Genomic DNA, 16527 nt, shown 5'->3' with positions numbered 1-16527 from the left:
CCCCGCTCAGTCTGCTCAGTTCTGGTCGGGCAGGCTGTAGGCGACGATGTAGTCACCCATTTTGGTGCCGAAGGAGCCGTGGCCACCATCGGCGGTTACGATGAACTGCCTGCCGTCCACCGCGTATGTCATGGGGGTGGACTGGCCACCGGCGGGCAGGCGGTCCTGCCACAACTGCTGTCCGGTCGTGACGTCATAGGCGCGGATGTAATAATCCAGCGTCGAGGTCAGGAACGCCACGCCGCCTGCGGTGGTCAGCGGGCCGCCAAGGCTGGGCACGCCCATCTTGATGGGCAGCGGCAGGGGCGCGCTGTCACGGATCGTGCCGTTGCGATGCTTCCACACGATCTTGTTGGTGCGCAGGTCGATACCCGACATGTAGCCCCATGCAGGCTGCTTGCACGGCAGGCCGAAGGGAGACAGGAACGGGTGCAGGTCAACGCCATAGGGGGTGCCGAACTGCGGCTGCACACCGCTTTCGCTACCGGACGGCAGGGATTTGTCCGGCGTCGCCGGGTTGTTGGGACCGCGCGGGATCAGGTGGGAGACGAACGGAATGGCGATGGGATTGGCAATCGCGATCTGACGCTCGGGATCGACCGCAAGGCCACCCCATTCAAACATGCCCAGATTGCCCGGGAATACCAGCGTGCCCTGCAGTGAAGGCGGCGTGAACGGACCTTCATAGCGCAGGCGATGGAACATGATACGGCAGATGAGCTGGTCATACATCGTGCCACCCCACATATCCGCATCCGTCAGGTTCTTCTTGGGGCGGAACGTAAGCTCGGAGAAGGGCTGCGTGGGCGAAAGGTGGTCGCCCGGTGCAGCACCCTGCGGCACGCGGGTTTCGGGGGCGGGAACGACCAGATGGCCATTACGCCGGTCGAGCACGAAAATATTGCCCGTCTTGGCCGGGGCATACAGGGTGGGAATGACCTCGCCATCCGCGTTGCGGATATCCACAAGGCTCGGCTGCGCGGGAACGTCCATGTCCCACAGGTCGTGATGGACGGTCTGGTAGCTCCAGGCCAGCTTGCCCGTGGTGGCGTTCAGCGCAACGATCGCACTCGCATACCGCTCGGCGTCCGCATTGCGGTTACCGCCCCAGATGTCCGGCGTCTGCACGCCCATGGGGATATAGACCAGATCGAGCTTCGCGTCATAGGAAGCCGTGATCCACGAATTGGGGGAATTGGGCACGAAGCTGTGGTGTTCGGACGGCATCTCGTTCGGGTCGGGATTGCCGGGGTCGAACGCCCATTTCAGCGCGCCGGTATAGACATCGAACCCACGGGTGACACCGGACGGTTCATGCGTGGAATAGTTGTCGGTCACCGCACCGGACACAATCACCGTCGTATCGGTCACGACCGGCGGGGATGTCGGTTCGTAAAAACCCGCCGTGCGGACAGTCATGCCCTGCTTCAGGTCCACCACGCCGTTCTGGCCAAAACCCGTGCACAGCGCACCAGTCCCGGCATCAAGCGCGAAAAGACGGCCGTCATTGGTGGGCAGGAGGATGCGCTGCGCGCATTCGGTGGGAGCAGGGGCGCCATCCGTCGTCAGCGCACCAGCCCGGGTTTCATGGTAGGAAACGCCACGGCAGGTCAGATGCTGGAAGGTGCGGTTGTATTCGATCTGCGGATCGAACTTCCACCGCTGCCTGCCGGTCTTTGCATCAAGGGCAAACAGGATCTGGTGGGGGGAACACAGGTAAAGCGTATCGCGGATCTTGATGGGTGTGACCTCATCGGTAATCTCACCGGGGTCATTGGGCCTGCGCACGTCGCCCGTGCGGAAGGTCCACGCAACCTTCAGCTTGCTGACATTGCCCGCATTGACCTGTTTCAGCGGCGAGAAACGGTCACCGAACTGGGTGCGGCCATAAGCCTGCCAGTCGCCATCGGGCATCTGACCGGCGTCACCGGGTTCCGGCGCGTTCTGTGCTACCGGCGGCAGGTTGCCCGCTATGTCCTGCGGATCACGGGTCATGGCGATACCAACCACGATCACAGCCGCCCCGATGGCGCCCAGCAGCGGCATACGGGTAGCAGGCCCTGCCGGTTCCAGATGGCGCGAGACCCATGGCAGGGCCAGCACGATACCGATGGGCACCAGAATATCCCCACGCGGCGCCAGCGCCCAGAAATCAAGCCCGGCCTCATGCACGGCCCATACCATCGTACCAAGCAGAAGGGCCGCGTAAACCACCAGCGCCGAGGCCCGTCGTCGGTACAGCAGGAACGCCGTACCAAGCAGCATGAGGCCCGCAATGGCATAATAGGCGGAACCGCCGATAAGACACAGCCACAGCCCGCCACCCAGCAGGTACAGACCTGACAGGGCGCAGACGGCTATGGCCGCAGCGAGAAGGGGAGCCGAGCGCATAAGGCTATTCATAAGTTTTCCTGATTACCGTGATACAGTACGAACATTCTGACATGAAAGAACGTTAAGACAGACCGTAAGGTCAAGTCCAACCTTATGAATAAAATGTGCGACAGCCCTTTTTTCGCCCGTCTTCCGCCCCGGACAGAGCCGGAAGCAGGGACGACGGCATGCCCTGACCCCCGTGTTTTGACACGCTATGCGCCACCGCTATATTCGCCCCATACACAGCGCGGATATACCGGATAACCGCCAGCAGGCAGGAATTTCCCCTTGATTGACCGATCAGCCAAAGACTAGAAAATACATTATGTAGAAATTCGGCATCACGCGCGGAACGATAAATACAAAATTATGAAAATTGCTTTTATTTACATAGCAGAACCTTACCAGTGCTATCATGCCGCGTCAGTCGCCAGTGCGCTTTCTGTCATTCCCGGCTGTGATGTAACAGAATACTACAGTTTTCCAGAAACAGTTCAGCACCTTGCACGCATTCGCAAGGCCATGCACGCACCCGCGCCACCACTGCGTCCGCTGTACCGTTCATGGAAAACACGCCTGCTTAAAACTGCGAAACGACTGGATCAGGAACGCCTGCGGGTACTGCGAGAAAATATTGGGGAACTGAACCAGTACGATGTCGTTGTCGCCACGGAATATACGGCAGGCATATTAAAGGAAATGGGCCTGACCCGGCCACGCCTTGTATTGCTGATGCATGGCGCAGGCGACAGATACGTCAATGATGACCATCTGGTGCACGATTTTGACCTTGCCCTGCTACCCGGCCCGAAAGTCGAGGCCTACTTCCTGCAGAACGGCATCATCCGCCCCGGCCATTATAATGTGGTCGGCTATCCCAAATTCGATGTTTTTGAAGCCATACGGCACGAAGAACAGCCTCTTTTCCCCAACGGGAAGCCTTTTGCGCTGTACAACCCGCATTACCAGCGAAACCTTACATCCTATTCCGCGTGCATGCGCACGGTCCTGCAGGGTTTCAGGGACCAGACCCTCTACAATCTGGTCGTGGCCCCGCATATCAAGATTTTCCACAAGGGATTCGGGGTGAAGGCCCACCTGCTGGAACGGCAGGCCAGTCAGGACATTCTTGTCGATACCGGTTCACCAGCCATGCTGGACATGACCTACACATCGCAGGCGGCCCTTTATATCGGGGATGTCAGCAGTCAGGTGTATGAATTCCTGGCCGAACCGCGTCCGTGCATTTTCCTTAATCCCGGAAAACTCAAATGGCGCGATGACCCCTATTTCCTGCACTGGACGCTGGGGGACGTGGTGGAGGACCCGGCGGATATCATGCCGGCCGTGGCGCGGGCACAGGCGCGTCACGCCCTGTACAGGCCATTACAGGAAAAGCTGTTTCGGGAAACCTTTGGCACCCCACTGCTTGGGGCTTCGCAACGCGCGGCGCAGGCCATTTCCGATTTCATGAAAAACCAGGTACCCGAACAGCGCCACGCCGCGTAAAAGCGGGGCTGGCAGGGATTTTTATATACTCCGCCAGCCCATAGGGTCAGACCCCGTTATGCGATGACCTGCCCAAGGGTTGCACGCGTGCCCCTGTCGCGGATTGACTGGCGCAGGGCCAGATAACGCTCCACGAAAACGCTGCTGTCCCGCAGGTCCCAGCCAGCAAAGGCTGTCATGTCCAGCGCATCTTCCAGTCGGCTGGAGGCGGCCTTGACCTTATCATCATCCGTCAGGTGCGGTTCGACGATGGCATAGGTTTCACCCCTGTCATCATGTCCGCGCAGATATTCGGCATAACAGGCCACCACGAACGCAATGCGCTCGACCGGGCGCCTGTGCGCGATAACACCCATGGCCGTACTCCTGACGAACATGGCCAGCTTGGACGTGCTGTCGGACGCGATGCGCAGCAACTGGTCGCTGATGGCCTTGTTGCGGAAACGACGCAGCAGACGCCTGCCATAGTCGGTCAGCGCCATGCCCGGCGGGGCATGCAGCAGTGGTTCAGCATCAAAGGCAAGATACTGTTCGACCAGAGTCACCTCATGCAGATCCTGCATGATCTCGCTGACGAAGCGGTAGCCGGACAGCACACCTGACAGGCCAAGCAGGGAATGGGAGGCATTGAGCATATGCAGCTTGACCGCCTCATATGGCTGGACATCATCGGTGAACTGCACACCCACGGCATCCAGTTCGGGGCGTCCCGCACAGAATTTGTCTTCAACGACCCACTGGATGAAATCCTCGCAGAATACGGGAATCCGGTCATCCAGCCCGCTTTCGGCATCAAGGCGCTTCACATCCTCCGGGTGCACGGCGGGCGTAATACGGTCCACCATGGTGCAGGGGAAGGTGACATTTTCCTCAATCCACCCGGCCAGTCCCGCATCACGCGCCCGCGCCCAGCCAAGAAAGGCGGCACGCGCCACATGACCGTTCTGGGGCAGATTGTCACATGAGAGGATGGTGAACGGACCAGCACCACTTTCACGCCGCTGGCGCAGGGCCTCGGTCAGCAGGCCAAATATCGTGTGCGGCACCTCACGCTTCAGATCTTCGGCGATAAGCGGATGATCAATGGGGAAAACACCGTTCTCATCAACATAATATCCGCCTTCGGTGACGGTCATGCTGACGATACGGATGGCGGGATCAGCCAGGCGGGCGATGGTGGCAACCCGATCGGCCGGTGCATACATGTATTCGGTAATGGAACCGATCACACGCACCACATTCGGGGCGTCGGGCGCGCACTCGGTCAGGGAATACAGACAGTCCTGCGCTTCCATGTCCGTGGCTTTCTGGGCCTCATGCGGGTTTTCCATAAGGCCGATACCCAGAATTCCCCAGCCTTCCTGACCGGGACGCGCCAGCACGCGATCCATATAGACCGCCTGATGGGCACGATGGAAATTACCCACGCTGATATGCGCAATGCCCGGTTTTACCCGGCTGCGATCATAGGCGGGTACCACGATCTCGGGCGGGAGATGGGGCAGGGACTGGTTGTTGAGTGCGGTCATAGCCATTTTCCAAGGAAAGTATCCCCGACGCCTAATAAGAAAACAGGCACCCGACAACCCGTGCAGGCTGCGGTTCTGACGCCCGGCAGGCTCACATGCCGTGATGAAATGACACAGAACGGCCATTTCCGCGCATCCAGGCATTATATGCGCGGAACATGAGGTAGCCCCGGAAGGTTCATGTTGGTAACTAGGCCCTCAGTTCAGAACAACTGTCAGGCAGGATACGGTACAGGCCATGCGCATTGCCTACGTCATCAATTCCCTCGAAGGAGGAGGGGCAGCGTTCCCGGTACCGGCGATCACTTCGGTATTCCGTGAGGCCGGACATACGGTAAAGGTCTTCGCACTGGCCCGCAGGGACGGGTTGGCCATTCCCCTGTGCGAAAAAGCCGGGCTGGAATACTGCATCTGCCCGTATGGTGAAAAACAGCCGATACGGATGTTCCTGTGGCTGCGTCGCGCCCTGCGGGCGTGGCAGCCGGACCTGATCTGGACATCACTCACACGCTCCACGGCCATGGGCGCACTGATCGGTATCCTTGAGCGCAAACCCGTTGTGAGCTGGCAGCATTCGGCCTTTCTCAAGGCGGGAAATCTTCGCCTGCTGCGCGCCCTGCGCAACACGCCACGCATATGGGTAGGGGATTCGGAATACGTGACCGAAGTCACCCGGCAGCGCCTCGATCTCCCCGATGCGCGGATGGCATGCTGGCCCATATTCTGCGTAAGGACGGATGTGCCGCAGGCCGCGCCCTGGCAACCGGGGGAAGTCATCCGCATTGCATCGCTGGGCCGTTTTTCTCCCGAAAAAGGCTATGATGAACTGATCGACGCCCTGGTCATGCTGCGTGGGCGCGACCTTCCCGCTTTCGAAGTCACGATATGCGGGCGCGGCAAGGAACGTGAACGGCTGGAGACGAAAAAGCGCGCCCTTGGGCTGGACAACCTGCACCTGCATGATTTCGTGCATGATGTGCCGGATTTTCTTGCTACCCAGCACCTGTATGTCCAGCCTTCCCACTGGGAAGGATTCTGCGTTGCGGTGCATGACGCCATGCAGGCCGGCCTGCCGGTTATCGGCACCGCGGTGGGTGAACTCAACCATTCGCTGCAGGAAGGTCGGACAGGATGGAAAGTCCCGCCCCGTGATGCGGCAGCCCTGGCCGAATGCATGGCCCGTGTCCTGTCCCGTCCGGCGGAACTGCATGCCACAGGCTGCAATGCGCGGGCGTATGTGCGTGAACATTTCAGCCATACGAACTTTACCCGCATCGGCCGCGACATCCTGCACCGCGCCATGCCGGGTCAGGCCTGACGGGCACGGACATACAATCACCCCTTCCGCACGCCTTGCCGGATCGGGTAGGGTAGGGGGGTGAATACAATCCAGCATCCCCCCTCCGAAGAGTCCCGGCAAAAGGACTCGCTCCTCGGTGTTTCCCAGCGTCTTCCGCCCGCCAATGTGCAGGCGGAACAGGCATTGCTGGGCGCGTTACTGACCAATAACCGCGCCTATGACCGTGTTTCGGACTTCCTGACCGGCGCGCATTTCGCCGACGAAATCAATGGCCGCATCTATGACGCCATTTCCCGCCGGATCGAGGCCGGGCAACTGGCTGATCCCGTCACGCTGCGCGCCGAATTCGAAAATACCGGCGTGCTGGCCGCAGTCGGGGGCACGTCCTATCTGGCCAAGCTGCTGACTTCGATGGTCGGCATCATCAACGCCGCCGATTATGGCCGCGTGATCCATGACGCGTGGATACGGCGGCAGCTTATCGATATCGGGCAGGACGTGGTCAACAACGCCTTTGGCGCACGACCCGATCTGGACGGTCCCGACCAGATCGCCGCCAGCGAGGAAGCACTGTTCCGTCTGGCCACCGAAAAAGGGCAGGATGGCGGGTTCCTGTCGTTTGACCGTGCATTGGCCGATGCGCTGGACATTGCCCAGCAGGCTTTCAACCGCAGCGGCGATGTTGTGGGGCTTACGACCGGTCTGCGGGATCTGGACAAGAAAACCGGCGGCCTGCATCCATCGGACCTGCTGATCCTTGCGGGGCGTCCTGCCATGGGCAAGACGGCACTGGCCACCAAGATCGCCTTTTCCGCCGCGCGCTCCCTGATGGAAGAAGCGCGCAATGCGCCGGAGGATGACAAGCCCAAGGGTTCGGTTGCCATTTTCTCGCTTGAAATGTCAGCCGAGCAGCTGGCAACCCGTATCCTGTCGGAACAGGCCAGCGTATCGGGCGAAAAGATCCGTCGCGGCGATCTGGGACAGAAGGAATTCGACCGTTTCGTGCAGGTCAGCCGCGAACTGGCACAACTGCCGCTGCATATTGACGATACGCCCGCCATCTCGCTTTCAGCCATGCGCACACGCTGCCGCCGGCTGGCCCGCACCAAGGGGCTGAGCCTTGTGGTGGTCGATTACCTCCAGCTCATGCGCCCATCGGTGGGAAGCAGGGCAGAAAACCGCGTGCTGGAAATTTCCATGATCACGCAGGGGCTCAAGGCGCTGGCCAAGGAACTGTCGGTTCCCGTCATCGCGCTGTCCCAGCTTTCACGTCAGGTGGAGAGCAGGGAAGACAAGCGCCCCATGCTGTCGGACCTGCGTGAATCCGGATCGATTGAACAGGACGCGGATGCCGTCATGTTCGTCTATCGCGACCAGTACTACCTCCAGCAGCGTCAGCCCAAGGAAACGTCCTATGATTCACAGGACAAGTACCAGACCGCGATGGAGGAATGGCAGCGCAAGATGGACCTTGCGCATAACCGCGCGGAACTGATTCTGGAAAAACAGCGTCATGGTCCCACAGGGACGGTGCATCTGTTCTTCGAGGGCGAGTTCACGCGCTTTGCCGATCTGGATATGGTGCACGACATCTGACCACGGGTTATCCACAGCACGACACTATTGCGGTCCTGTCACTATTATGGCGCATGCGCCACAGCGTTGCACGGCATCCGTCCCATATCCTGTGCAGAAACCTGCACAGGATATGGGACGGGCCGGGCACGGGGCGCAGGCATGACCGGCGTGAACAGGACCAGAAGCAGGCGACCAGCCATGATGAAAGGCTTCCCTCTCTGCGCATCCAAAAGTTTTATAAGAAATATTATGCCAACAAATAGCAATGCGGGGCCGTTTACGCCGCGCTTCATGCCGGTTTCCCATGTTCCATCATGGCCAACCCGTTCACGATCCGGCATCATCACGCCATGACTGATACGGCGCTTGCATCCATCTGTGGCTTTGCCTTTTCCGGCATCGAAGCCGTTCCCGTCAAGATCGAGGTCCAGTTGTCCGTGGGCCTGCCATCCTTCCTGATTGTTGGACTGCCGGACAAGGCCGTCAATGAATCGCGCGAACGCGTGCGTGCAGCCCTGTCCGCCATGGGACTGGCGCTGCCCGCCAAACGCATCGTGGTCAATATGGTGCCCGCCAACCTGATGAAGGAAGGATCGCATTTCGATCTTCCCATTGCACTGGCGCTGCTGGTCGTCATGGGCCTGTTATCGGGCGATCTGGCGCAGCGTTATGCGGCGCTGGGCGAACTTTCGCTTGATGGCGGCGTAAACCCGGTGTGTGGCGTATTACCTGCTGCCATTGCGGCATCGGCCCTGTCGCTGGGGCTGATCTGCCCCGCGAGGCAGGGTGTCGAGGCCCGCTGGGCCAGTGAGAGCATGGATATCCTTGCCGTCCGCTCCCTGCCCGAACTGCTGAATCACTTCCGGGGGCAGCAGGTTATCGACCCCGTCGAACTACCATCGCGTATCGAACAGGACATGACCGCCCTGCCCGACCTTGCCGATATCCGGGGCATGGAAACAGGCCGCCGGGCACTGGAAATCGCCGCCGCCGGTTGCCATTCCCTGTTGATGGTGGGACCGCCCGGTGCCGGAAAATCCATGCTGGCCGCGCGCCTGCCGGGTATCCTGCCTGATCTGACGACGACGGAAATGCTGGAAATAAGCCGGATTCACAGCATTGGCGGCCTGCTGAAAGACGGCCAGCCCGTCAGCAGGCCGCCATTTCGTGATCCGCACCATACCAGCAGTCCGGCTGCATTAAGTGGTGGTGGCGCCCGCGCACGCCCCGGCGAAGTCAGCCTTGCGCATCGCGGCGTGCTGTTTCTGGACGAACTGCCAGAATTTTCCCGCTCCGCACTGGAAATCCTGCGTCAGCCCATGGAAACCGGTTCCATATCCATCGCCCGCGCGGCGGCTCATGTCACCTACCCTGCCCGCTTCCAGCTTATTGCCGCGATGAATCCGTGCAAATGTGGCTATCTGGGCGACGCGGCGCAGGAATGCCGCAAGGCGCCACGCTGTGGCGAGGATTATCAGGCCCGCCTGTCCGGCCCCCTCCTGGACAGACTGGACATGGCTGTTCATGTGGAGCCGGTGCCCCTGACCCGGATTGCGGAAATCAGCGGCGGTGAACCGAGCGCCATTGTCGCTGAAAGGGTAATGGAAGCGGTCTACCGACAACGCGAACGGCAGGGTGAACTGCGCAATGCCGAAGCCCCGACCGACGCGTTCCGCATAACCACTTCTGCGCGTGATTTTGCTGTTCAGGCTGCTGAAAAGATGCGTCTTTCCGCCCGTGGCTTTACCCGCCTGCTACGTGTGGGACGCACGATCGCCGATCTGGCGGCCTGCGAATATGTCGAACGCGCCCATATTGCCGAGGCACTGGCCTATCGCATGCGCCGCCCCGGTGGAAAATAGCGCCGGGGATGTATTTTTCCCTCTTGCGCACCCTGCCCTGCTGGACTAATAAGGCCCCACCGAAGCGGATGGGTGCGTAGCTCAGCGGTAGAGCATCGCCTTCACACGGCGGGGGTCACAGGTTCAATCCCTGTCGCACCCACCATCCGGCTTCAGCCCCTCCCAAAATACAGTCTGGTAAACGACCTACCCCACAACGGGACAGTTTTTCCGTGCCCGATTTCTGTCCTGCTATCACATCACATACATGGCGTAATACGACCGTTTCATGGCAGGCCGTGGTGCTATTCCCGTAGTTTTCTTCCGTCCTGCTCCAGATTACAGACGTGTCTATCCTGCTGGAATACGGGTAACGCCCTCGCTACATTTGACATAGGAAAGCTTGTCCTGAAACAGAAACAGGACATAGTAATCCAGTGTCCGGCGGCGTTTTCGGGTCGGATTGGTATAAAAGGGAAAAACGTCGAACGGTCCGTCATATCCCTCCGGTATGGGGTCGTGTTCGCTTATGCAGCGCACGCGGAACAGCGGGGCATACACGGTCGCATCTGAATCCGTACGCCTGACGTGAAAAAGGTTCCTGCGGAATTTCCGCAACCGCTCAGGCAGGACGAAAATCATGTTCTGTTCCAGAAAATTCTGCGGCGGGTTACGGTCCCGCAGATATTTCATGTCTTCGGGCATATCGCAGAAATAATTGGTGTCCTGCACGATCATCGTACACTCTCCCTCCGTTTCCGTTGCATGATCCCGACCGTCCTTCGTGATGGATACACTGCGGTGTCAGAAACCGAACATATGATCGACTGAAAAACGCCCTTCCCGCCGTATCATGCGCCCATGGTAGCCAAACAGGCGACAGGTCGTATCGCGGATCAGGACATACCCGCCTTCGCCTGCGCGCTGGATGGCCTGCATGCCAAAGACCTCATGCGGCCAGATCGTGCGGGAGCCTGACATGGGAATGCCGATCTTTTCCTGCGCGATTACACTTCCGTTGGCCCCATGCAGGTACAGCGACGTGTCTGACATCGGGTTCCACGAAGCCGATGCGGGATAGATCAGCGTGCAGAAACTGAACGGCTCGGTCGTTGCCGCCGTCAGGAACAGTCGGGTGGACAGTCCCGGTGGCCTGCCTACGTAGGATTGCGGCTCACCACGATAGGTCATGACGGTATTGAAGATATGCGAACCGAAGCTGGTCTCGGCCTCATGCCCGGTCTCGCGGTCCTCATAACGGACCAGGGCATGCAGCCAGCCATCCGCTTCCCCTCCGTCCCGGAAATCATAAACCAGTTCCGCATGCCCCTCCGCCCCGGTCAGGGCGCTTACATCCAGCACCTCCGCATGATCGCGCGGCAGGCACCCCATGAAGTGCGATGCCCCTGCACGGCCATCCCTGTTGAAACAGTCCACGCGAACCGGCATGGTCCGCAGGCTTTCAGCCATGGGGGCAGGCTGGATCAATGTGCGGTAACGCGCCGGATCTGGCACGGGAAAGGGCAGCAGATAGCCGCGCCCGAAAAAACGCGGGTCCAGCTTTTCAATACCCGGATCGGTGCGCAGGTCGGCACGCTGTACATTCAGGTGCGCGATACGGGTCCGGTTACGGCGCGTGATCTCATAACGCGGCCGTACCACGTAGCCGCCAGCACGGAATTCGATCTGCTCCGGCCATTTCAGATCTGGCAGGATATCCTGAACATGCACGGCAACGGTTTCATAGGGGGCGAGTAGCCGCATAAACGGCACATGCCGGTCATGACCCATGCGGTTCAGACTCATGCTACCGGACGCGACCGGCAGGGCGTGACTGTTCTGTAGCCATAGCACCACATCCTCATCCTCCGCCGGAGCGGGCAGATTGGCGTAACGCATCGCGGGCCACGCATTGGCATCATGGGTTACGGACAGGCTGTTGGCGCTGTCACCCCGTCCGCGCGTTTCAAGCGCATATTTGACGACATCATGCCCCGCGATACCCTGTGCATGGATAAACAACTGGCCGGTAAATTCAGGCAGGCCAAACCGGTCGCGGATTTCGGCACTGTCGAGAATGATGGCCTGTCCTGCGTGCGATACCGGCTGTTCCCATGTATGCAGCACCTGTCCATCCTGACTGAACAGACGCAGCCACAGCCTTACGTTATCGGCCCCATACCGTGCCCAGTAATTGGCCGAGACCAGACGGGTGGAAAAATCCGCCGTATCCCGGAAAAAGGCGAGATTGGTGCCAAAATTAAGGGGATCGAGATAGGTATGTGCAACTGACAGCATGCTGTCAGGCAGGCGGGTGGATGCCAGCGTATGCAGGGCGCACCCCTCCGGCAACAGGCCGGACAGGCGGGATTCCATAATGGCATGACTGAAATCCAGCGCCCACACACTGGCTGCCTCACTTTGGGTCAGATCGACCAGCGGCTGCATGACCATTCCCGCGCAGGACTGACCGACCTGAAGCGAATCATGGGTGTAAAGCCCGGCTACCCTGATCGACACCGGCAGCAGCGCCAGCGCGGTTTCCACGATTCCGTGCGGGTCATAAACCGCAACCGGCCCGTTTGCCACCAGTCGGTCGGCCAACTCCGCCAGCTTTTCCGCCGCCAGTGGATGGGTCAGGGCCTTGTAGGCCATGTTGCCGCCCGTAAGCGGGTCAAAGGTACGAATGCCAAGCATGATGCCCTTTTATTCCACTCTGCCAGCATGGGGGAGCGTTATTATTGCGTCGATCCTCCCAGACCCAGACACGCACGCACGGCTTGGGCCGCCATGGCGGTATCATCCAGCGGCGTTGCCGACCATGTATCCAGTCGCCCCCCGAACGGACGGATACGACCCGCCTGTGTCAGGTCCCCCAGAAACTGTCCGATCCGACGCGACTTTCCCGGCAGGGCCGCCACCATGACGGGCGCCGTCGTCGCCACGGCCTCCGAAATCATGGAAACGCTGTCCATTGTCACCACGATGGCATCAGCACAGGCCAGCAACCCCAGATAGGGGTTAGGCCCGGTCTGGTCCCATATCCACGCATCCGGTCCCGGCAGCGCCTGTTGCAGCAGTGCGGTGACCGATGGATCGGTGCGGCGCGAAGGTGTCAGGGCAATGCCCACACGATCGCGTCGCATCATGATGGCCAGTTGGACGGCAAGAGCAGCACCTTCCGCCGCGCCCAGCCGGAAGCGCCCGTTGCCACCACCCACCAGAACCGACACGAGCGGACGGGGCAGATGGGCAAGGCGTGGTGCCCATTCCAGCCTCGCCTGCGCCAGAACATCCGGTGTGACGCCATGCAGCGCGGTACGTGTCAGGATGACATTGGGGCCGGTAATCCTGTCATGGCGGTTGGCAATGACAAGATCGAACCGGGATGGCGGCAGGCGTGGATTCTGTACCTGTATGACACGCGCGCCCTGCCGCCTCAGCGCCGCGCCAACCGCCCCGCCGCTTCCCCCGATGCTGATGACGGGATGCTCACGGTAATCATCGGGCAGGCCAAGCGGTTCTACCGCGCGTAGCGGCGCAGGCCACCATGCGGCGGGAACATGACGCCATATCCCACGGGGGACCAGCGCATGCAGGCACGGTTCCAGTCCGGCCCGGCGTGCCAGTCCGAAGGTCTGGGACCGCATGCCGGCAAGGTCTGCTGCGATAACGGTTGCGGTACCTGTTGCGTCAGCCATTCGCCCTTCTGGCGGGACATTGGCGCGGCCGTCAATGCCCTGCCCCTTTTGTCTGCGGCGCAGGCGCGCTATGGGGCAGCAATGAGCGAGACAGAACCGACATTTTCCGGCATGGGGCTGGACAGCCGCGTGGTAGCCGCCCTTACACGCATGGGGCTTCCCACGCCGTCCCTGATCCAGCGCGAGGTCATCCCCCCGGTGCTGTCGGGCCGGGATGTGGAAGCCCGCGCGGGCACGGGCAGCGGCAAGACCATCGCCTTCGTAGCGCCAATCCTGTCGGTGCTGATGCAGCCAGCGAAAGACGCTGCGGACGTTACGGCAGATAACAGCCGGGTGCGCTGCATCATCCTGTCGCCCACCCGCGAACTGGCCGGACAGATCACAGGCGTAATCCGGGGACTTGCGCGCGGTAGTGGACTGCGCGTGCTGCAGGCCACTGGCGGCGCACCCCGGGCCGCACAGGTCCGGACACTGACGGAAGGTGTGGCAGTTGCTGTCGGCACACCGGGCCGCGTGATCGACCTGGTGCGTGGTGGGGAACTGGACCTGTCCGGCATCAGCCACTTCGTGCTTGATGAAGCCGACCGTATGCTCGAACCCGGCTTTGCCGAAGAAATGCTGGCGCTGGCCATGGCCCTGCCCGCACCTCACCAGACCCTGCTGTTTTCCGCCACCATTCCACCGGCCATGGCCGAACTGGCGGCCCGCCTGCTGCATCGTCCCGTACGCATCAGCATGGATGCCGAACAGGCCCCTACCCCGCGTATCGCCCAGTATGCGATATTCGTGCCCATGCGGCACAAGACGGCGGCGACGCTGGCATGCCTGCGCCATTACGGCATGCAGCGCGTGATGGTGTTTGTCCGCACGCGGCAGGAAGCCGACAGTATCGCGCGCGCCATTTCAGCCCTGACCCCGGCTATCGCCATTCATGGCGAACATTCACAGGCCCGACGCGAGCGCATGCTGCGTGATTTCCGGCAGGGCCGCGTGGGCGTGCTGGTTGCAACCGATGTGATGGCGCGCGGAATCGACATCGACGACATAGCCCTGGTCATCAACCATGACATTCCGCCACAGCCCGAATCCTATGTGCATCGCATTGGCCGCACGGCCCGGGCCGGGCGACGTGGCATGGCCGTCGCCCTGTGCGCGCCCGAAGAACGTCATGCCCTGAAGGACATCGAACGTCTGACCGGCCAGCGCATACGGATCGCCCCCCTGCCGGAATAACGGCTTTTTTTAAAGTCTCTGCCCGTTTCCCATTCCGGTGCCGCAATCACCCCACGGGCACGGTCATGCATTTGTCATGTTCCGCCACACGCGCTGCCCTTGCCGTGTGGTCCGGGCTGGATAAACTGCATTTTATGATGATTACGGATGTCATGCGTAACCATGCCTGTGGGCATGGGCGACCTTGTGTGCAGAACACGGAATCACGCGTGACATGACCTGTGGGCCGGATGATACACGCCTGCCCGTACGGGTCGAACGCTCCCACCCGTTTATGGACCGGCTGCCGCCACCACCGTCGCCCCTGCCACGATGGAAAATCGAAATTGCACCGCCGGACCTCACCCCATGGCTGGAAGGTAACTGCGGAGTCCCCGGCGTCATGCATTATGAAGGGCGCAGGCCCGGCCCGCATACGGTATGTGTCAGCCTGATCCATGGAAACGAATTCGCCGGGGCCATTGTGCTCGACCGCCTGCTGCGTGAACGCATCCGCCCGCGCGCCGGTCGGCTTTCACTGGTCTTCGCCAATCCGGAGGCCATGACCCTTTTCAACCCCGCCGATCCCATCCGCTCACGCTTCGTGGACGAGGACATGAACCGCGTATGGTCGCCAGTCCTGCTGGATGGCGCGCGTAGCTCGCATGAACTGGATCGCGCGCGGCTTCTGCTGCCGGTGATCCTGACCGCGGATCGCCTGCTGGACCTGCATTCCATGCTCTGGCCGGGTGATCCGCTGGTACTGACCGGCATATCCGCAAGGGGACGCAGGCTGGCGGAGCGCATACGCGGGATCAGTCTGAGTGTGGCAGACAGGGGCCATCAGGCAGGATGCAGGCTGATCGACCATCCCCGCTTCGCAGACCCGGGTTCCGCCGCGGCCTGCCTGCTTGAAGCCGGACAGCACTGGCAGACGGATACCGTGGAGCGTACGATGCAGGCCGTCCTGTCCGTGATCGGCCCATGCTGCGGCCTGCCCATCAGGACCGATCAGGGCGCGCCGCAACGCCACAGCATTGTAACGGATGTGATAACCGCCCGTAGTGGTGCATTCCGCTTCACCCGTCCGTTCCGTAGTGGCGCGGTCGTGCCGACAGGCGGAACCATAATCGCATTTGACGGGGACGATGAAATCCGCACCCCCTATGACCGGTGCATGCTGGTCATGCCCAACCTGCGCCCGGCCTGTGGCCAGACCGCCGTGCGCTTCGCCCGCGCCGTCAGGGAATAGGCGGCAGCTTCATACACTGCGGGACCGGTCGGAAGGTGGGAGAGGCAGGAAAAAAACTGCCATTACCCATTCATGAATGACGCCCCTGCCCCGGATCAGTAACCGGAGCAGGGCCGCAGGTCATTCAGGCGTAGATCGGGAACCGCGCACACAGCGCCTTGACGCGCGCATGGACGGCCTGTTCCGTGGCGGGACAGCCTTCGCCGCCTTCACGGGCAAGGGCGGTGAG

The 16527-nt window shown here is 61.0% G+C and carries 11 protein-coding genes and 1 tRNA gene; 7 read left to right on the top strand and 5 right to left on the bottom strand.

Annotated features, from left to right (window positions below; genetic code table 11):
- Nucleotides 1–15 precede the first annotated feature (15 nt).
- Nucleotides 16–2403 (bottom strand): glucose/quinate/shikimate family membrane-bound PQQ-dependent dehydrogenase, encoded by a 2388-nt coding sequence (locus CFR79_RS08550; protein ID WP_110547613.1) that lies wholly within the window; start codon nt 2401–2403, stop codon nt 16–18.
- Nucleotides 2404–2898: 495 nt separating this feature from the next.
- Between CFR79_RS08550 and CFR79_RS08545 the strand changes: the two genes are divergently transcribed.
- Nucleotides 2899–3885 (top strand): hypothetical protein, encoded by a 987-nt coding sequence (locus CFR79_RS08545; RefSeq protein WP_258373482.1) that lies wholly within the window; start codon nt 2899–2901, stop codon nt 3883–3885.
- Between the two features lie 56 nt (nt 3886–3941).
- On the opposite strand, the gene CFR79_RS08540 is transcribed toward CFR79_RS08545, so the two are convergent.
- On the bottom strand, nt 3942–5414 hold the full coding sequence (locus CFR79_RS08540; protein WP_110547611.1) for a mannitol dehydrogenase family protein: 1473 nt from the start codon (nt 5412–5414) through the stop codon (nt 3942–3944).
- 238 nt (nt 5415–5652) lie between these two features.
- Here CFR79_RS08540 and CFR79_RS08535 point away from each other — a divergent pair, with 238 nt between their 5' ends.
- The 4 genes from CFR79_RS08535 (at nt 5653) to CFR79_RS08515 (ending at nt 10299) form a co-directional block, all read left to right on the top strand.
- Entirely contained in the window at nt 5653–6732 is a 1080-nt protein-coding gene (locus tag CFR79_RS08535; RefSeq protein ID WP_110547610.1) for a glycosyltransferase family 4 protein, read from the top strand.
- A gap of 60 nt (nt 6733–6792) precedes the next feature.
- On the top strand, nt 6793–8310 hold the full coding sequence (locus CFR79_RS08530) for a replicative DNA helicase (RefSeq protein ID WP_102323555.1): 1518 nt from the start codon (nt 6793–6795) through the stop codon (nt 8308–8310).
- Nucleotides 8311–8642: 332 nt separating this feature from the next.
- Nucleotides 8643–10154, top strand: coding sequence for a YifB family Mg chelatase-like AAA ATPase (locus CFR79_RS08520; protein WP_110547656.1), 1512 nt, complete (start codon nt 8643–8645; stop codon nt 10152–10154).
- A 70-nt stretch (nt 10155–10224) separates the two neighbouring features.
- Nucleotides 10225–10299 (top strand) — tRNA-Val (locus CFR79_RS08515).
- Between the two features lie 185 nt (nt 10300–10484).
- Here CFR79_RS08515 and CFR79_RS08510 read toward each other — a convergent pair.
- The 3 genes from CFR79_RS08510 to CFR79_RS08500 all read right to left on the bottom strand — a co-directional run bounded on the left by CFR79_RS08510 (nt 10485) and on the right by CFR79_RS08500 (nt 13834).
- Entirely contained in the window at nt 10485–10871 is a 387-nt protein-coding gene (locus tag CFR79_RS08510) for a hypothetical protein (protein WP_102323553.1), read from the bottom strand.
- 66 nt (nt 10872–10937) lie between these two features.
- Nucleotides 10938–12830 carry a hypothetical protein gene (locus CFR79_RS08505; RefSeq protein WP_110547608.1) on the bottom strand — a complete coding sequence of 631 codons (1893 nt, stop codon included), beginning with the start codon at nt 12828–12830 and terminating at the stop codon, nt 10938–10940.
- Nucleotides 12831–12871: 41 nt separating this feature from the next.
- Nucleotides 12872–13834, bottom strand: coding sequence for a mitochondrial fission ELM1 family protein (locus tag CFR79_RS08500; protein WP_110547607.1), 963 nt, complete (start codon nt 13832–13834; stop codon nt 12872–12874).
- Between the two features lie 81 nt (nt 13835–13915).
- On the opposite strand from CFR79_RS08500, the gene CFR79_RS08495 reads away from it, so the two are divergent.
- Both CFR79_RS08495 and CFR79_RS08490 read left to right on the top strand, forming a co-directional pair.
- Complete coding sequence (locus tag CFR79_RS08495; protein WP_258373481.1) at nt 13916–15067, top strand: DEAD/DEAH box helicase; 1152 nt, start codon at nt 13916–13918, stop codon at nt 15065–15067.
- Between the two features lie 214 nt (nt 15068–15281).
- Entirely contained in the window at nt 15282–16298 is a 1017-nt protein-coding gene (locus CFR79_RS08490; RefSeq protein WP_110547606.1) for a M14 family metallopeptidase, read from the top strand.
- The last annotated feature ends 229 nt before the right edge of the window (nt 16299–16527 follow it).

Origin of the sequence: Komagataeibacter saccharivorans, from assembly GCF_003207825.1 — a bacterium.
In the GTDB taxonomy this organism is placed as follows: domain Bacteria; phylum Pseudomonadota; class Alphaproteobacteria; order Acetobacterales; family Acetobacteraceae; genus Komagataeibacter; species Komagataeibacter saccharivorans.
The sequence above is the reverse complement of the archived record's forward strand: the minus strand, read 5'-3'. Positions and strand labels throughout refer to the sequence as shown.